Here is a 17,000-nt window from a genome sequence, read left to right as displayed (position 1 = left end):
CAAATCTTGACAGGCTAATATCTGTAGCGCATTGTTAGCTGGAGAAGCTTGGAGACTCCAAGTAGATCGGAAGGCGGTGCGCTGATGTCGAAAACTGTCGTTATCACCGGTGCCAGCTCGGGTATCGGCGCCGCGGCGGCGCGGGAACTGCATCGCAGGGGTGCGCTCGTCGTGCCGGTCGGGCGGTCGCCGGATAAGACCGCGGCGATCGCCGACGAACTCGGTGTGCGGCCCTGGATCGCGGACTTCGCCGATCTGGACTCGGTCCGCAGGCTGGCAGAGGGTCTGCTCGAGCAGTATCCACGCATCGATGTGCTCGCGAACAATGCCGGAGGGCTGTGGTCACGGCGCGTCATCACCGTGGACGGATATGAACAAACGCTTCAGGTGAATGCGCTCGCGCCGACATTGCTGGCGCGGCTGCTCGCCGATCGGCTGCGGGCGAGTGCAGGGCGGGTCATCGTCACCTCGTCGGCCGAGCATAAGAAGGGCCGGTTGAATCTCGACGATCTCAACAGCGAGCGCGACTATCGGCCGATGCGAGTCTATGCGACAAGTAAACTCGCCGAGGCGCTGCTGACCCGCGAATTCGCGCGCCGATATCCCGATATCGGCGTCGCTGATTTCAATCCCGGCGGTATCGCCTCGGATTTCAACCGCGATATGGGCCGCACCGGACAGGTGCTGCGGAGTCCGCTGGGTCGTTTGATCCTGACCACTCCCGAGCGGGGCGCGCAGACGCTCGTCTATCTGGCCGAGACCGATGAACCGCTGCACGGAGAGTACTACTTCCGGAACCGGAGGGCCCGCGCATCGCGTGCCACCGGAGATCTCGACACTGCCCGCGCGCTCTGGGCGATCAGTGACGCCACCGTCGGCGTCGTTTCCCGATAGTCAAGGAGAGGAAGTTCCGATGCCAATCATGTTGCCCAGCTATCACATCGGTATCGTCGTCGCCGATCTGCGTCAGGCCATGGCCGAATTCGGCAAGATCGGCCTGGAGTGGCACGCACCGGTTCGCAACGAGAGTGACCTCATCGTCGGCGGTGAGAAGGTGCCGTATTCGACGTGGATGACCTACTCCAAGCAGGGACCCGCGTATCTGGAGCTCCTGCAGCAGTCGCCCGGCACGATCTGGGCCGAGACCGGACTGCATCATCTGGGTCTGTGGGTCGACGATGTGCCCGCCGAATCCGAACATCTGACCGCCGAGGGCATTCCGTTGCTGCAGCAGGCGTACGACAAGGTCGTGGACGCGCCGTTCAGCTATCACCAGACCAGTGACGGCATTCGCCTGGAGCTGATGGATATCGGACACGTCGGTCCGGGGCTGGCGACCTATCTCAGCGGCGCTGCCGACGATTATCTCAACGGGATCGCCACGGCCGGGCTCGACGGCGTCTCCGAGGGCTGATCCGGAAACAACCCGCATTCCGCACACATCCGCCCGGCCGTCGGTGACGAATACCTCGTACGAATGCTGTTAGACCACAGCAGCTTTCGACGTGCGCGGGTCGAGATTATACCTCGGCGGCTTCATCATGTACTCGGGTTCGATGGAATCGTGTGATGGCGGGGAGTGGATATGGTCCTGGCTTTGATAGTCGCCGTTGTCAGTGCGGCGGTGGCGGTGCTGGTGTTCGTGGTCGGTGCCAGGGTGTGGCCGAAGAAGTGGCAGCGGGACGGGCACGAGATAGCCAGGGATCAGGTACTGGATCTGATCACCACGTTCTTCGTGGCCGTGGTCGCGTTCGTGGTGGTGCTGTGCTGGCAGCAGTACGACAACGCGGAGAACCATACGATCAACGAGGCCAAGGGGCTCGTGGCCACGTACTGGATCGCGCACTCGCTGCCCGAACCGGCGCATACGCGGATTCAGGGGCTGGTGCGTCAGTACACCCAGCAGGTCCTCGGTCCGGAGTGGACGCTGATGGACCGGGAGAAGCGGCTGGGGCGGCTCGCTCAGGAGACGCTCAGCGAACTGCACGATGCGATAGCCGCGGTGCCCGTGGACGATCCCACCGTTGCCGATTTGCGCGGCAAGGCATTCGACAGTGTTCAAGTCGTGGTCGACGCGCGTCAGGACCGTGCCATAGACGCCGATCGGGATGTGCCGGAGTTCCTGGTACTGGCGCTGTATGTCGGGACGGTGCTGGTACTGCTGAGTCCGGTGCTGTCGGGTATCCGTGTGAGTTTGGGCAGTGCGCTGATGATCGGGTTGCTCGGTATCGTGATCGGGTCGGTGCTGCTGCAGATACATAATCTCGAGCGGCCCTTCTCCGGCCAAACCCAGGTTCCCAGAAGCGCATTCGAGAATGCGATGGCGACCTATCAGCAGATCAGTTGAGCCGGTTCAGCGATGGGAATCCCACGATCCGCAGCAGCCCTCGCCGTCGGTACCGCGGCGATGCTTCTCTCCTGCCCGGCCGCGGTCGCCGATCCGACACCGTTCGGCAGCGGCAGTGCGATGCCGGAGATCTCCACCGGCAGTGCGTCGGCCGAACTACCGCTGGATCTGCATCCGCCCGCCGCGCAGCCGGTGCGGATTCCGACGCGGCACGAAAGACGGGCTGTCGATGAGGAACTCGCGATTCCGGCTCCGGCGCCCGGGAACGGATCGGTGGCGGAGGGCTCCGGCGTGCCACCGAGTCCCGACAGCGGTAGCGTCCAAACCGCCTGTGCCGGAAGCGCGATCGTCGGCGGCACGGCGCTGCTGCTCGGGCTGCTGACCGGCAGCGGGGGTAGCCATGGGGTGCTCGGTTTCGGATCGGTGGGACCGGGATCGAGTCTCGGCTCGGTGGTGACAGGTTCGGGCGGCTCCGCGCTGGGCAGTGCGGCGGTGGGCAGCGCGGTCACCGGCAGCGCACTGCTGACCTGCCTGCTGTTAGTGCCCGGCGTTCCGCCGCCGCCCGCACCGGAAAGCCCTCTGCAGCTGAGCCCGCCTCCGCCGCCCGTCCCGAACGTCCCTGTCCCGCCGACAGTCGTTGTGCCGGTCGCCACTCCGATACCGGTGCCCCCGCCCGAACCCACGCCACCCGTCGCGCCGCAGCCACCCCGATACCGCGCGGCGGAGCGGGCCCCACTGTCGATGGCACCGGTCGTCGGCTGGAATCCCCTGCGCCTGATGACGGTTCTGATCATCTCGGTCCTCGCGGTCGCAGGAAGCAAGGCCTTCCGCCGTCGGCGCTGATACCGCGGCGCGCTCGCTCGTATCGGTGCTTGCCGCCGCTGGAGTGAGTATGGGCCGCACCGCAGACCCCGGCCATCTGTCAACGCAGACAACAACATCCACGGCTTACTTCGACACAGAACCCAGGTGTTCGGGTGGCGAGTCTGCGGGAGACCGCGGTCAGTTGCCGCAGAGGGCGAGGGTCGCGACCTTGTCGGTGGCCTCCAAAAGGGTGAGGACCGCGTGGATATCGTCTTGGTCTATGCCCGGGCCGTGGGTCATCGACAGTTCTACGCGGGTGGTGCCGTCGGTCGTGCTGAGCAGGTCCGAGTTGTAGCCGGGCACCTCGCCGTTGTGGCCGATGTAGTCACAGTCGGGGCCTCGGGTGACGTGCATCAGGCCGAGACCGTAGGCACCGCCCGGGGAGACCGTGCGCCAGTCGCGCATCTCGGCGAGTTGCGCGGGGGCGAGAAGTCGGCTGCCGAGTAGGGCGGTGATGAAGGTGTCGAGATCCTGTGTCGTGGAGATGATCTCGCCCGCACCGTAGGCCCAGGACGGGTTCTGGTTGGTGAAATCGACGGCCTTCAGGGTGTCGTCCTGTTTGTAGGCGTCGTAGCCGTGGGCGTACGGGCCGAGGATGCCCGGCCAATGGCCCGGAAGCATCGTGCCCCACAGGCCGAGCGGCAGGATGATGCGGCCGTAGATCTGCGCGGCATATGGTGTGCCGGTCAGCTTTTCGATCAGCAGGGCCGCCAGGACGTAGTTGGTGTTGGAGTATCTCCAGTCGGTGCCCGGTGCGAACCGCGCCGGTTTGCTCGTGGCGATGCGCACGAGTTCCTCCGGGGTGTGGTCGCGGAAGAAGACCTCGACCGCGTCCTTACCCGACGGTGGGATCAGGCCGGGCTCCAGCGTCCCGTCGGGGGAGAGCTCGCCGGTGTAGTTGAACAATCCGCTAGTGTGCTGCAACAGCATTCGCACGGTGATGCGCGGGTCCAGGCCGAACTGCGGCAGATAGCGGGCCACCGGATCGTCCAGGCCGAGCCTGCCCTCCCCGACCAGTTGCAGCATCACCGTGGCGAGGAAGGTTTTGGAGATGCTGCCGATCCGGAATCGTCCGTCGGTCGGCACACCCTCCGGGCGGCCCACTTCGGCCACCCCGGCGCTGCCGGTCCACTCGCCCTGCGCGTCGTGCAGGCGTAGTTGAACGCCCGCGGCTCCCTGGGTGACCAGATCGTTCATCGCCTGTTGTAGCGCCGCGCGATCGGCGCCCGGCGGCCCGGCCGCCGCCTCGGTCCCGGTCCAGCCCGTCAGCACGGCTGCCGTCACGATCGCTACGACGATCCGTCGCATGAATCGACACCCCCCTCGGCCGATAAGTCATCCCTGACCGTCACGGTACAGGAATCGGGTTGTAGTGCAATGGAATACGGCCGGGACGCGTCGACTATAGACGTGGTGTATACACCGCGGTTATAGTCCTCGGCATGTCTATCGGGCACACCCTGCTCGGCCTGCTCGAACCGGGCCCGCGGCACGGATACGACCTCAAGAAGGTCTATGACGAACAGTTCGGTCATGATCGGCCGCTGCATTACGGGCAGGTCTATTCGACGCTGTCGCGACTGTTGCGCAACGGTCTGATCGATGTCGCCGGGGTGGAGGCGGGGGAGGGGCCGGATCGTAAGCGGTACACCATCACCGACGCCGGCGTCACCGATGTCGAACAGTGGCTGGCGACGCCGGAGAGTCCGCAGCCGTATCTGCAGAACACCCTCTATGCGAAGGTCGTGCTGGCGCTGCTGTCCGGGCGCGACGCCGGGCGACTGCTGGATGCGCAGCGCGGGGAGCATCTGGCTCTGATGCGGGCGCTGACGCGGCGAAAGGCGAAGGGGGACTTGGCCGATCAGCTCATCTGCGATCATGCGCTGTTTCATCTCGAGGCCGATCTGCGCTGGCTGGAACTGACCGCGGCGCGGCTCGACGAGCTCGCCGAGGCGGTGACCGGATGAGTGAGGGCACGCTGCTGACGGCACGGGATCTGCACAAGGCGTTCGGTAAGACGGTGGCGCTGGCCGGGGCCGGGCTCTCGGTTCGGGCCGGGGAGGTCGTGGCGCTGATGGGTGCGTCCGGTTCCGGGAAGTCGACGTTGCTGCATTGCCTGGCGGGGATCATCCGGCCCGATTCGGGTTCGGTGACCTATCGCGGTGCGGAGTTGACGGCGATGAGTGATCGGGAGCGAAGTGCGTTGCGGCGCGGGGAATTCGGCTTCATCTTCCAATTCGGGCAGCTGTTGCCGGAGCTGACCTGTCTGGAAAACGTCGCGCTGCCACTGCGATTGGATCGGGCCGAGCGCAAGGTCGCCGCGGCGAAGGCGCGAGAGTGGTTGCAGCGCCTGGAGGTCGACGATCTCGCCGACCATCGGCCCGGCGACATCTCCGGTGGGCAGGGGCAGCGGGTGGCCATTGCACGGGCATTGGTGACCGATCCGCGGGTGGTGTTCGCCGACGAGCCGACCGGCGCGCTGGATTCCCTCAACGGCGAGAAGGTCATGCAGTTGCTCACCAGCGCGGCCCGGGACAGCGATGCCGCGGTCGTACTGGTCACCCATGAGCCCCGGGTGGCGGCGTATTCCGACCGCGAACTGATCGTCCGCGACGGTACGACCGTGGAACGGGAGGTGATCTTGTGATCAGGGATCTGCTGCTGGGACTTCGCCTGGCGCTGGGGGATCGAGGATCCGGTCCGAAGGTGTTGCGGCTCGCCCTGATCACCGTCGGTCTGGGCCTGGCGACCGCCGTGCTTGTGGGCGCGGTCTCGCTCGTGCACGCGGTGGACGCGCATAGCGAGCGCTTCGCCGGGAAGCTGGCGAGCAAGCAGGTGCGACCCGATATCGCGCCGCTTTACCAGAGCGGGATCATGTCCAGCTTCCGTCTGGTGCGCGGCACGGAGGTGCGAGTGCGCTGGATCGCGGCATCCGGTCCGAATTCGCCTGTGCCGCCGGGAGTGTCGAGGGTGCCGGCGCCGGGAGAGTTGGTGGTCTCGCCGGGAGTGGCGCGGGCGTTCGCCTCGCCGGACGGTCCTTCCTACCGCGCGCAGATCCCCGGCGCGGTGATCGGTGAGATCGCCGGACCTGCTCTGGTGGAGCCGAACGATCTCGAGGTGTATGTCGGTGCTCCGTTGGAACAGTTGAGGGCGGACCCGGATTCGGAGGCGGTCTACGGATTCAGCGTGCGCACCGACGATCACCGACGGGACTTCGCATTGCGCGCCGTGCTGGCCGCGGCGGTGGCGGCCCTGCTGGCGTCGCTGTTGATTTTCGTCGCCGCGGCCTCGCGCATGGGGGCCGCCCAGCGTGAGCGGCGGTTGGCGGCATTGCGGTTGCTCGGGCTCGAGATCCACCGCGTGCGGCGGGTCGCCGCGGCGGAATCGCTGATCGGCGCGGTTGCCGGGCTGATCCTCGGTACCGCACTGGTTCTCGCCGCTCGTCCGCTGCTGGCTGGTGTGCAGTTCTACGGCATTCGGGTGTCCGGCGCCGATCTCGTGCCCGCGCCGGTGCTGGCGGTGTTGATCGCGTTGATGATTCCGGTGCTCGCCGTCGGGGCGTCGATCGCCGGGTTGCGCCGCACGATCATCGAGCCGCTCGGGGTGGCCCGGCAGGCCGAGCCGCCGCGTCGCCGAATGTGGTGGCGCTGGGCGATTCTCGGTGTGGGGGCGGTCGTGATGTTGCTGACGCTGCTCGCGCCGGTCCGGTCTGATCTCGATGCCGTGCTGTTGGCGCTGTTCGCGGGTAACGGGTTGCTGCTGCTCGGTATGGCGGCACTGTTGCCCTGGCTCGTCGAACGGTTGGCGCATCGGTTGCGCGGTGGGCCGCTCTCGTGGGAGCTGGCGGTGCGGCGGCTGCGATTGGACAGCGGCACACCGAGTCGCGTGGTGTCCGGACTGGTCGTGGTGCTGGCGGGGGCGATTCTGATCCAGGTGACCATCGTCTCGATGAACCAGAGGGCGTACGGCGATACCCGGCCGGCAACCAGAGCGCCCGGGGCGGTGCGGGTGGAGGCCGACAGTCGATATGCGGATGAGATCGGGCGGCGACTGGACGCGTCCGGGGTGACCGAGAGGCACACGCTGACATCGACATTCGTGGCGTCGGGCGCGGATTCGAGCCGGGCCTGGATCGGCGATTGCGCGGCCTTGGCCGTGTTGGCGTCGATCGGTCCGTGTGTGGACGGCGATGTCTTCGCGATCGATCGAGACCCGTCCGGCCCGTACCCCGAGCCGGAACTCCCCTCAGGCGAGGTGCGATTCGACGGGTATCGCAACCAGTCTCGAGACGCCGGACCCACGTGGACGACTCTACCTGTCGTGCAGCACATCTCGGCGGCACGGGCCGCGCGCTACGAGTCTCGCGAGCTGCTGATCACTCCCGCGGCGCTGCACGGTGTGGTCGTGCCGACCGATCGGGCCCAGATCTACGTGAACGGTTCCGGTACCGCGGATGACGTTGCCGATCGGGTGGCGGTGGCACTGGCCCCGCTGTCCTGGCATGTCACCGTGATGCCCAGCGGGTTCCGGGATCGGCAGGGCGACAGCCTGGCGCGGATGCGTGCGGTGATGCTGCTGATCTCGCTGTTCGTGCTGGCGGTGGCCGGAACCAGCCTGTTGCTGCATGCGATCGAGCAGATCGCCGGGCAGCGCCGCGCCCTGGCCGCATTGACGGCCGGTGGGGTGCCGGTATGGGTGCTGGTCCGAGTGTTCTTCTGGCAGAACATGATTCCGATGGCGGTGGGTGTGCTTCTCGCGGTGGCGACGGGGATAGGGTTGACCGTGCCGACCCTGCGGGTGGCCGATGTGCCGATCGTGCTCGACCCCACGCTGATCGGTGTGCTGGTCGCGGCCGCCGTCCTGGCATGCGTCGCCGTCACCGTGTTGACCATTCCGTTGTTGCGGCAGGCCACTCGGCTCGAGGATCTGCGCACCGAATGAGAGTCAGAACAGGCCCGCGCGCAGGGCGGTCACTCGGCCGACGGCGTCGGTGAATGCGGCAGGGTCGAGTCGGCCGCCGGTGCAGGCGTCGGCCAGGGCGGTCGTGGCGGCCTCGCCCTGGCCGACGTCGCGGGCCGCGCACAGGATGAGATCCATGCCGGCGGATGCGGCGGCCACCGCGCGTTCGCCGGTGCTGCCGAACGCGGCGAGTGAACCGGCCTCGAGGGCGTCGGTGATGGTGACGCCGCGAAAACCGATGTGGTCGCGCAATTCTCGGCCGATGATGGTGGGCGACAGACCGGCCGGGTGATCGGGGTCCAGGGCGGGATAGACGGCCCAGGACAGCATGACGAGCTTCACCCCGGCGGTCACGGCCACCGGATACGGCGCCTCGTCGACCGCGTGCAGTGCCGAGATGTCCGCTGGGATCGTGACGGGGGTCTCATCGGTGTTCTGGTCGGCGGCCGCCCTGCCCAGGCCTGGGAAGTGCTTGACGGTGGCGGCGACGCCGGTGACGTTCTGCTGCGCGGCGAGGAATGCCGTGCCGAGGGTGGCGACGAGGCCCGGGTTGTTGCCGAACGAGCGGCCCGTGCCGTCGATGAAGTTGCCGGGTGTGTCGTAAACATCCAGCACCGGAGCGAGATTGACGTTCATGCCGACCCCGCGCAGCGTGCGCCCCGCCCCCGTCCCGGCGGCGACGGCGGCGCTCACCGGATCGGCGGACTGACCGACCTGCTTGGCCGAGAGCACCGGCTCGCCGGGCAGCCGCCGCACCAGCCCGCCCTCCTGATCGGTCATCAACAACAGCGGCACCCCGATCGGGCTCTGCGCCTGCGCCTGCCGCAATTGCGCGACCACTCCCGCGATCTGCGCGAGGTCGGTGATGTTGTCGCCGAAGAAGATCACACCGGCGGCCCGGCCCGCGTGAATGGCATCGAACAGGGCTGGGGGTGGGGTCGGGCCGGGATAGGAGTAGATCACCCGCTGCCCGGCCAGTTGCGGCGGCGTCAGCGCCGAAGGCTGTGCCTGGCCGGATACGGCCGAGGCCGCCACCGACACCATCAGGCCCGCCGAGGCGGCCGCGAGCAACTCTCGGCGGCTGGGACCTACTGATCGCGCCATAACGAACTCCCTACCACTCGGATAAGAGGATGGTCGCGCACCCGGGTGCCGTGCGGGGGCAACTTCACCCGGGATATGCCCGGGCCGCCCCTACGCGTGCGTCGGATCTGTCGCGGATCCGCTGGATGAGCGAGGATAGGCTGTGCCACATCGTAATCGCGTGCTGCCCACCGGGGAGATCGTCGCCGCGTCGTATCGGGGAGCCTGGATGGGGAATCGGGGTGGGCCGATTTCGGAGAAGTCGGGGCGTCGGCAGTGGGCGAGTGTGCATTGGATCTATTGCCAGCTGGACTTCAACGGGCGAGAGCGGGTGTTTCGGCAGCCCGGGCGTCGGTACACCGAGCTGTTCTTCTTCGATGAGGCCGTGGCGTTGGCGGCCGGGCATCGGCCGTGTGGTGAGTGTCAGCATCGGCGGCTGGTCGAATACAAGGCGGCGGCGTTCGATGCGGCGGTGTCGGTGGACGTGGTCGACTCGGTACTGCATCGGGAACGGTCCGTGCTGGTGTATGCGGAGGTGGGCGGTCTGTCCGCCGGGACGTTCGTGCGTCACGACGGGGAGCTCGTATTGCTGTGGCACGGTGCGGCTTACGCGTGGGATCGCGATCGCGGCTATACCGAGTCGACGCCGCCGGCGGCGTCGACTCGGGTGCTGGTGCTCACCCCGGAGTCGACCCGGCGGGCATTGTCCGCTGGATTCGCGGTCGACCCGCGACCGGACGCCGGTCGGTGACCTACATATCGGTGGAGAAGTCGGCGGTCAGCCAGCGGTCGGGGCGGATGGTGAACAGGATCGTGTCGATTCCCGCCATGCTGCGGATGAATTCGCGGGCACCCTCCTCGCCGAGGTAACGCGCGGCGATGGTCTCGCGGGTGGATTCCGGGGTGGGTGTGGTGGTGTCGACCACGGTGCCCTCGACGATGACGTACTGGTAGGGCTGCTGTTCACGCTGAACCACCAGCGTGACCATACCGGCCTGCTGGATGAGCCTGGCCTTGCGTCGCCCCGCACCCATGTTGACCAGGATGTCCCCGCCGGGTGTGTAGCCGTACCAGATCGGCACGCTCGCGGGCGGGCGGCCGTCCTGCGCCGCGACCGACAGCACGGCAACATGCTGTCCCGCAAGGAATTCCTGGCGCTCGGCTTCGGTGAACTTCCTCGGCATATCTGTGCAACCTCCGTCAGTGCAGTCGGATCAGAAAAGCGTCGATATTGGTGTGTACTCGTTCGGCCCGTTGTTCGATGGTCAGGCTCTCACGGTAGCGGGCGCCCAGGGCTGGCCGTTTCCGGTCGCGGGCGTACAGGGAGCAAGCCGGATCGGTGCATATGTAGGTGCCGATCGAATTGCCCAGGCGGCCGGATTCGCCGGCCCTGGGTGCGGTCATGAGCGAGACGCCGTGGGCGGTGTGGGTGGTCAGGCAGATGGTGCACATCTGCGCGCGGCCGGAACCGCCACTCTGGTACCGCATAGCGACTCCCACGAGACGATTGTATTGCGGCACAACCAGATAGCAGCGTCCGGGTAGCGACGGATCGCTCCAGCTGGTCGGCGGCGCGGAAACCGCTGCCCGCATGGGTGGTGGAGTGATCTGGCATACAATGTGACCGACTGGTCGTATAGTTTGTTACGGTTGGCGTATGACCACTACTGATGCAACTTTCGCCGAGGACCGGGCACGGATGCGCGCGGTCATCGAGAGCTTCTACGAGCGCACGTCGGCCAAGGATCTGGACAGCGTGCTGAAACTGTGTACCGATGATCTGCGGATGCGGATTCCGTTCGATCCCTTCGTGTCGGTTCGAGAGGTCGTCGGGAAGGAGGCGGTGCGGGCGGTGGGGAAACCGGCGCTCGAGTGGTACGACTCCTATCGGCAGATCGTGACCGGGATCGAGCCGATGCTCGATCCGGATGTGTGGCTGGTCACGGTCAAGGGTGATCTGTTCGTGCGCAGCACCGGGCGTGCGTATCGCAACGACTATCTGACCGTGTTCCGATTCCGGGACGGCAAGATCGCGGAGTGGACGACCTATCACGATCCGATCCGGCAGATGGTCGCCTTCGGCGCGACCGAGCTGCCCGCGCTCGCGGATGCGTGAACGACGCTCATGACCAACTGAATTCGAGTCCCACTGACCCCGCGGTCGCCAGCGCGGGGTCAGTGGGCGGACGCGGTGTGGATGGCCGCCAGGCGCGCGGTGCGGATGGCATCCCACAGCGGGCGCAGCAGCGTTTCCTGGGCCTGCATCGCGCTGGCCGAGGCGGGGGAGGAGGCCGGAGTCTGCTGGGCGACGGTGAGAATCGCCGCGACATGATCGGCCGAGTCGAGGATGCGCCGGGCGCGCAGCGGGGCGGAGTCGGGATAGATGTGGCGGGAGTAATCGGCCAGTTCGGCCTCGATCAGCTCGCGAGGATCGTCGTCGCCGGTGCCGATTCCGGTGGTCTGCAGTCGCATCAGGGCGTCGGCCGCGTCGCGGACCGCCTGGCGCATGGCGTATTCCGCCTCACCGAGGGCCACATCGGGCACGGGGGTGGGGATGGTGGTGTGGTAGACCGTCCACTGCAGCATGTCCTCGTCGGACCACTGCGGCACGAGGCCGGTGCCCTCGGCGCCCGGCGTGCCGATCAGGATGCCCTCCTCGGCATCCATTGCGGCGGAGGCGAATTCGGTGCCCGGGGGTAGTCCGCGCGCGTCCCCGGGGACGGGTAGGACCAATCGCAGCTGCGCCCGCGGATCGACCATGGCCTCACGGATCACCTTGAGCAGCACCATGATTCCCGAACCGGCGTCGAGCGGTTCGGCGGCGGGCCAGGGCAGTCCGGTGTGTCCGCCGGTGACCGGGTCGCCGGCCGCGACACTCTGCCGCGTCGCCCAGGCCCGCAGCGCATCCAGCACGTCGTCGGGCGCGCTGCGGCCGGCCAGCCAGGAGCCGGCCCATACCGTCAGCGTCGCACTGGGGGAACACATGTTTTCGAGCATAACTGCGCCGTTGCGTACGCACCGGCCGGTGGGCAAGGCCGTTACCGCGGCTCGGTGACGAAGTCGATGAGTCGCTCCACCGCGCCGATCAACGGCGACTCCAGATCCCGGAACGATTCGACCGCCCCGTACACCCGTCGCCAGCCGTCCTGCGGTGTGCCCCAGCCCAGCCGCTCGCAGATGCCGGTCTTCCAATCCTCGCCGCGCGGCACCTGTGGCCAGGCCGCGATGCCCAGTGCCGCGGGCCGCACGGCCTGCCAGACATCGACGTAGGGATGGCCGGTGACCAGGACGTGCGGGCCCAGTCCGGTGGTGAGCGAGGTCTCCTTCGAACCCTGAACGAGATGATCGACAAGCACCCCCACCCGACGCTGCGGACCGGGCTCGAATTCGGTGAGCCGTTCGGCCAGATTGTCCAGTCCCTCCAGATGTTCCACGACCACGCCCTCGACGCGCAGATCGTGTCCCCACACCCGTTCGACCAGTGCCGCGTCGTGCACGCCCTCCACCCAGATCCGGCTGGCCCGCGCCACCCGCGCGCGCAGCCCCTCGACCCGCGTCGATCCGGACGCCGAACGGACCGCTTTCGCCGGCGTGGCAACCTTCGGGCGGACGAGTGTCACCGGCCGCCCATCAATGAGAAACGCCGCCTCGCGCAACGCGAACAGTCGCACGCCGCCGTGGCGATCCTCGAGCTTCACGAATTCGCCGTCGTAGGTGCGCTCGAATCCGACCACGGCGCCGCAGAACCCGGTCGCCGCGTCCTCGGCCACCAGATCGCGGGTGGCCTCCACCTGTGGCGCCGCACGCTTGCGCGTCCTGGCGTGTCGGTCATAGATGTCTCCGTACTCGCGCCCACTCACGTGCCCGAAAATACCTCGTCGGGGCGCCGAGTCGCGGATATGGCAACGTAACAACTGATTTCGTGAGTACATGGGTCACTCGTCGGGAACGCTCGAGAGCCGACCGACCGGCGTGGCACTGACTCGTATGGCCTGAATACGCGGAGAGGCGGATAAGCTGAATGGCGTGGCCGCAATCGTGTGGCTGGTCGCGGGGATTCTGCTCGCGGCCGCCGAAATGCTCACCGGGGACTTCACGCTGCTCATGCTGGGTGGGGCCGCGTTGGTCACGGCGGGCGTCGCGGGAGTGGCCGATACCTCGGTGCTGATCGATGCCATCGTCTTCGCCGTGAGTGTTCTGGGCCTGCTGTTCCTGGTGCGGCCGATGTTGTTGCGGCGCTTCGCCGTTGGACCGACCACGCCCACCAATGTGCATGCGCTGCCCGGTAAGACCGCCAAGGTGCTCGAGACGGTCGACGAGGATCAGGGCCGGGTGAAGATCGATGGCGAGGTGTGGAGTGCTCGCTCGTTCGCTCCGTCGGAGGTGTACCCGACGGGTGAGACCGTCTACGTCATGAGGATCGACGGCGCGCACGCCGTCGTCTGGAAGGGGCCGTAATGGCTGTACTGATCGTCGCCATTGTCCTCGTGTTGTTGATAGTGGTGGTCATATTCCGTTCGATCGCGTTGGTGCCGCAGGCCGAGGCCGCAGTCATCGAGCGCCTGGGCCGCTATTCGCGCACGGTGTCGGGTCAGCTGACGCTGCTGGTGCCGTTCGCCGATCGGGTGCGGGCCCGGGTGGACCTGCGCGAACGGGTCGTCTCCTTCCCGCCGCAGCCGGTGATCACCCAGGACAACCTGACCGTGCAGATCGACTCGGTGGTGTACTTCCAGGTCACCAGCCCGCAGGCCGCGGTCTACGAGATCAGCAACTACATCGCCGCGGTCGAGCAGCTGACCATCACCACACTGCGCAACGTGGTCGGCGGCATGACCCTGGAGGAGACGCTGACCTCCCGCGATCAGATCAACTCCCAGCTGCGCGGCGTGCTCGACGAGGCCACCGGCCGCTGGGGTCTGCGGGTGTCGCGCGTGGAGCTCAAGGCCATCGATCCGCCGCCGTCGATCCAGGAGTCGATGGAAAAGCAGATGAAGGCCGACCGTGAGAAGCGCGCGATCATCCTGACCGCCGAGGGTAATCGCGAGGCGCAGATCAAGACCGCCGAGGGCGCCAAGCAGGCGCAGATCCTCTCGGCCGAGGGTTCCAAGCAGTCGGCGATCCTGTCCGCGGAAGGTGAACGGCAGAGCCGGATCCTGCGCGCCCAGGGTGAGCGGGCCGCCTCGTATCTGCAGGCCCAGGGCCAGGCCAAGGCCATCGAGAAGGTCTTCGCCGCAATCAAATCCGGTAAGCCCACCCCGGAACTGCTTGCCTACCAGTACATGCAGACCCTGCCGCTGGTCGCCAAGGGCGACGCCAACAAGGTGTGGGTGGTGCCCAGCGATTTCGGCAAGGCGCTCGAGGGTTTCGCCAAGCAGTTCGGCGAGCGCGGCGAGGACGGCGTATTCCGCTACGAGGCCAGCCCCGACGGCGAGACCGGTGCGCGGCCCGAGGACGATTCCGACGAGGTCGCCGACTGGTTCGACGTCAAGACCGATCCGGCCGCCGAGCGCGCGGTGCGGGCGGCCGAGGCCGCGGCGGCCACCCCGGCGGAATCCCCGCCGTCCGCGCTGTCGCGAAACCTGGGGCAGCAGCCCGGAATCGGGCAGGCGCAGCCGCCGCAATATCTGCCGCCGCAGCCGTATCAGCCGCCGCAGTCCCAGCCGCAGCCCCGCGGCGACGATCAGGCCCGCCCGTGGCAGCCGCCGGAGTATCCGGGGCGCTGACCGCGCACGGGGATCGAGGCCGGTCCGATGCGCAGCACCTATCCGCAGGAGCACATCGGGGTGCGAATGTGGTTGTGGCTGAACGGATTACTGAATCCGATCCTGCCGCTGCCGACCATGCTCGACCAGTGGCCCGCTGCCCGAACCGGATAACCCCCGGGGCTGACGGTTGTGACCGTCGACCCCGGGGACGTACCGATCAGGCAGCCGCGCTACCGGTGAGCGCCCCGATCATCGTGGTCAAGAACTGTGCGACGACACCCAAGAGTTCCATGTGCTAGCCCTTTCGATTCGATCAAAGCAACGAGCGTCCGTTGCCGCCCAGCAGGTTACGCTGTGGCGCGTCCGCGTGTGCGGTGAGCGACGACCGCGACCGTGACGGACGTCGCGACGACGAGCGCCGCGAGGGCGGGATGGATGTCCTTGGACAGGCTCGGCGCGCGATCGGGCCGGAGTATCCAGAGGCAGAGCGGGATCGCGTAGGCCGTGGCGAGTGCCGTTGCCCACCACCGCAGTCGCCGGTTTCGTAGTGAGCCGATCGACACGATCGCGACCGGAACGGCTGCCACGAGGGCGAATTGGCCGATGATGAGGGCGGGTGCGAGCCACGCCGCGATGATGACGCCGCGAGATGTGCTGGGGGACATGGTCTTCTCCTGAATGCCGGGTCGGCTCAGCCCTGGGCCTCGGCGGCGGTCCGGAGATCGGCCAGCCAGGCCTCGAGTCCGCCGCCGAGCAGGGCGGTGGAGGCGGGCACATCGGCCTCGACCTGCGGGCCGTTCCAGCTCTCCTCGGTGCGGACCAGGGTGCCGCCCTCGACGGCGGTGAAGTTCCAGACATGGGTGCCCAGGTCGATGCGGGCGCCCTCGCCGATCGCGGGTCCGGTCCAGCGGAGGCACTGCCGATCGCGCAGCTGCTGCACGGTGGAGGTGATGACCAGGGTGGTCGCGGGGGAGGCGGCGGTGGCGGGCGCCGGTGTGGTCCAACGGAATTGCGAGCCCGGGCGCAGCGGTCCGGCATCGAGGCGCTGCATGCTCGTGACGGGTTGCTGCCACGACGGCCACTGGGCCACATCGGTTTGCAGATTCCAGACCGTGTCCAGCGGCGCCTTGATCATGGTCTCGGTGCGGTAGTGGATCTCGGCGCCGGGGGCGATCGTGTTGCCGTCGCAGCTCAGCGGCACGGCGGGGATGGCCGATCCGCTCGGTGCGGCGGCGAGGGCGGGGGTGGTGGCGCCGAGGATTCCGGCGGTCAGCGCGAGGGTCAGCAGTGCGGCGCGGCGGGTGGTGTTCATCGTTGTTCTCCTGGTCAGGGCCCAGAGTGTTGGTACCTCTTACAATGGTTAGAGGCTATAACGCTTGTCTCGTTAGAGTCAATAGGAAAAGTGATAACCTCTAACTCATGACGGAGGCGAAGAGTCCGCGAGAGCGCTATCGCATGCAGATGCGCGCGGAGATCAAGCAACACGCCTGGGGTCAGATCGCCGCCGCGGGCGCAACGTCGTTATCGCTCAACGCGATCGCCAAACAGGTGGGTATGAGCGGACCCGCGCTGTATCGGTACTTCGCCAGCCGCGACGAGTTGATCACCGAACTCATCCGCGATGCTTACCGAAGCCTCGCCGACACCGTCCGGGCGGCCTTCGATGCCGGGGCCGATGTGGCGAAACTGGCCTATACCGTGCGGGATTGGGCGTTGAGCGATCCGCAGCGTTACTTCCTCGTCTATGGAACGCCCGTCCCCGGCTATCACGCGCCCGCCGACACCACCGCGATCTCCGACGAGATCATGACCGTGCTGCTCGAGGCGCACGGCAGGGGCCCGGCGGCTCCCGCCGACGAGCACGGCCGCAGGCGTGGCGCGCTGATCTTCTGGACCCGGGTGCACGGTGTGCTGTCGCTGGAACTGGCCGGACACTTCGCCGGGATGGGATTCGACCCGGCGGTGCTGTTCGCCGACGAGGTGGACGGGCTCTCGACGCCGTGAGGGAATCGGTCCGCGCGGTATACCGGGTTCAGGAACTT

The 17,000-nt window shown here is 67.4% G+C and carries 20 protein-coding genes and 1 pseudogene; 13 read left to right on the top strand and 8 right to left on the bottom strand.

Annotation, left to right across the window (positions count from 1 at the left end; all coding sequences use genetic code 11):
- Nucleotides 1-84: 84 nt before the first annotated feature.
- From ACIA76_RS04335 to ACIA76_RS04320, 4 genes are all read left to right on the top strand, one after another.
- Nucleotides 85-894, top strand: coding sequence for an SDR family NAD(P)-dependent oxidoreductase (locus ACIA76_RS04335; protein ID WP_397148332.1), 810 nt, complete (start codon nt 85-87; stop codon nt 892-894).
- Nucleotides 895-913: 19 nt separating this feature from the next.
- Entirely contained in the window at nt 914-1,414 is a 501-nt protein-coding gene (locus tag ACIA76_RS04330) for a VOC family protein (RefSeq protein WP_397148330.1), read from the top strand.
- Between the two features lie 171 nt (nt 1,415-1,585).
- Nucleotides 1,586-2,347, top strand: a complete 762-nt coding sequence (locus ACIA76_RS04325) for a hypothetical protein (protein ID WP_397148328.1) — start codon at nt 1,586-1,588, stop codon at nt 2,345-2,347.
- Between the two features lie 12 nt (nt 2,348-2,359).
- Nucleotides 2,360-3,190, top strand: a complete 831-nt coding sequence (locus tag ACIA76_RS04320; protein ID WP_397148327.1) for a hypothetical protein — start codon at nt 2,360-2,362, stop codon at nt 3,188-3,190.
- Nucleotides 3,191-3,349: 159 nt separating this feature from the next.
- Here ACIA76_RS04320 and ACIA76_RS04315 read toward each other — a convergent pair whose 3' ends face one another.
- A complete protein-coding gene (locus tag ACIA76_RS04315; protein WP_397148325.1) occupies nt 3,350-4,519 on the bottom strand; it encodes a serine hydrolase domain-containing protein in 1,170 nt (389 codons plus the stop codon).
- 134 nt (nt 4,520-4,653) lie between these two features.
- Here ACIA76_RS04315 and ACIA76_RS04310 point away from each other — a divergent pair, with 134 nt between their 5' ends.
- The 3 genes from ACIA76_RS04310 to ACIA76_RS04300 are packed head-to-tail and all read left to right on the top strand — an operon-like array spanning nt 4,654 to nt 8,152.
- Nucleotides 4,654-5,178, top strand: coding sequence for a PadR family transcriptional regulator (locus tag ACIA76_RS04310; protein WP_397148323.1), 525 nt, complete (start codon nt 4,654-4,656; stop codon nt 5,176-5,178).
- On the top strand, nt 5,175-5,858 hold the full coding sequence (locus ACIA76_RS04305; RefSeq protein WP_397148321.1) for an ABC transporter ATP-binding protein: 684 nt from the start codon (nt 5,175-5,177) through the stop codon (nt 5,856-5,858). The genes ACIA76_RS04310 and ACIA76_RS04305 overlap by 4 nt, the downstream gene beginning before the upstream one ends.
- Nucleotides 5,855-8,152: an FtsX-like permease family protein gene (locus ACIA76_RS04300; protein ID WP_397148319.1), complete on the top strand. Its 2,298-nt coding sequence runs from the start codon at nt 5,855-5,857 to the stop codon at nt 8,150-8,152. Before ACIA76_RS04305 ends, ACIA76_RS04300 begins: the two co-directional genes overlap by 4 nt.
- A 3-nt stretch (nt 8,153-8,155) precedes the next feature.
- On the opposite strand, the gene ACIA76_RS04295 is transcribed toward ACIA76_RS04300, so the two are convergent.
- Complete coding sequence (locus ACIA76_RS04295; RefSeq protein WP_397148318.1) at nt 8,156-9,274, bottom strand: glycoside hydrolase family 3 N-terminal domain-containing protein; 1,119 nt, start codon at nt 9,272-9,274, stop codon at nt 8,156-8,158.
- A gap of 142 nt (nt 9,275-9,416) precedes the next feature.
- Between ACIA76_RS04295 and ACIA76_RS04290 the strand changes: the two genes are divergently transcribed.
- A complete protein-coding gene (locus ACIA76_RS04290) occupies nt 9,417-10,004 on the top strand; it encodes a hypothetical protein (protein ID WP_397148316.1) in 588 nt (195 codons plus the stop codon).
- A gap of 1 nt (nt 10,005) precedes the next feature.
- Here ACIA76_RS04290 and ACIA76_RS04285 read toward each other — a convergent pair whose 3' ends face one another.
- Nucleotides 10,006-10,437, bottom strand: coding sequence for a pyridoxamine 5'-phosphate oxidase family protein (locus ACIA76_RS04285; RefSeq protein ID WP_397148314.1), 432 nt, complete (start codon nt 10,435-10,437; stop codon nt 10,006-10,008).
- Between the two features lie 16 nt (nt 10,438-10,453).
- A pseudogene (locus ACIA76_RS04280) lies at nt 10,454-10,813 on the bottom strand (FBP domain-containing protein); the annotation flags it as partial.
- Between the two features lie 97 nt (nt 10,814-10,910).
- Between ACIA76_RS04280 and ACIA76_RS04275 the strand changes: the two are divergent.
- Complete coding sequence (locus tag ACIA76_RS04275) at nt 10,911-11,369, top strand: nuclear transport factor 2 family protein (protein WP_397148312.1); 459 nt, start codon at nt 10,911-10,913, stop codon at nt 11,367-11,369.
- A 59-nt stretch (nt 11,370-11,428) separates the two neighbouring features.
- Here the strand turns inward: ACIA76_RS04275 and ACIA76_RS04270 are convergent, their stop codons facing one another.
- Together ACIA76_RS04270 and ACIA76_RS04265 are read right to left on the bottom strand one after the other, a co-directional pair.
- On the bottom strand, nt 11,429-12,238 hold the full coding sequence (locus ACIA76_RS04270) for a hypothetical protein (RefSeq protein ID WP_397148310.1): 810 nt from the start codon (nt 12,236-12,238) through the stop codon (nt 11,429-11,431).
- 53 nt (nt 12,239-12,291) lie between these two features.
- Nucleotides 12,292-13,113, bottom strand: a complete 822-nt coding sequence (locus tag ACIA76_RS04265; RefSeq protein WP_397148308.1) for a DUF3097 domain-containing protein — start codon at nt 13,111-13,113, stop codon at nt 12,292-12,294.
- Nucleotides 13,114-13,279: 166 nt separating this feature from the next.
- On the opposite strand from ACIA76_RS04265, the gene ACIA76_RS04260 reads away from it, so the two are divergent.
- From ACIA76_RS04260 to ACIA76_RS04250, 3 genes are read left to right on the top strand one after another with little or no spacing between them, the layout of a single operon-like run.
- On the top strand, nt 13,280-13,711 hold the full coding sequence (locus ACIA76_RS04260; protein WP_397148306.1) for an NfeD family protein: 432 nt from the start codon (nt 13,280-13,282) through the stop codon (nt 13,709-13,711).
- Nucleotides 13,711-14,976 (top strand): SPFH domain-containing protein, encoded by a 1,266-nt coding sequence (locus ACIA76_RS04255; protein ID WP_397148304.1) that lies wholly within the window; start codon nt 13,711-13,713, stop codon nt 14,974-14,976. Before ACIA76_RS04260 ends, ACIA76_RS04255 begins: the two co-directional genes overlap by 1 nt.
- A 27-nt stretch (nt 14,977-15,003) precedes the next feature.
- Nucleotides 15,004-15,129, top strand: a complete 126-nt coding sequence (locus ACIA76_RS04250) for a hypothetical protein (protein ID WP_397148302.1) — start codon at nt 15,004-15,006, stop codon at nt 15,127-15,129.
- A gap of 176 nt (nt 15,130-15,305) precedes the next feature.
- Here the strand turns inward: ACIA76_RS04250 and ACIA76_RS04245 are convergent, their stop codons facing one another.
- A complete protein-coding gene (locus ACIA76_RS04245) occupies nt 15,306-15,623 on the bottom strand; it encodes a hypothetical protein (protein WP_397148300.1) in 318 nt (105 codons plus the stop codon).
- Nucleotides 15,624-15,649: 26 nt separating this feature from the next.
- Nucleotides 15,650-16,270, bottom strand: a complete 621-nt coding sequence (locus tag ACIA76_RS04240; protein WP_397148298.1) for an SRPBCC family protein — start codon at nt 16,268-16,270, stop codon at nt 15,650-15,652.
- Nucleotides 16,271-16,377: 107 nt separating this feature from the next.
- On the opposite strand from ACIA76_RS04240, the gene ACIA76_RS04235 reads away from it, so the two are divergent.
- The gene (locus ACIA76_RS04235; protein WP_397148296.1) at nt 16,378-16,962 is read left to right on the top strand and encodes a TetR/AcrR family transcriptional regulator; all 585 of its coding nucleotides are present in this window, start codon (nt 16,378-16,380) and stop codon (nt 16,960-16,962) included.
- The last annotated feature ends 38 nt before the right edge of the window (nt 16,963-17,000 follow it).

Source organism: Nocardia sp. NPDC051570 (assembly GCF_044454005.1).
GTDB lineage: Bacteria > Actinomycetota > Actinomycetes > Mycobacteriales > Mycobacteriaceae > Nocardia.
The sequence above is the reverse complement of the archived record's forward strand: the minus strand, read 5'-3'. Positions and strand labels throughout refer to the sequence as shown.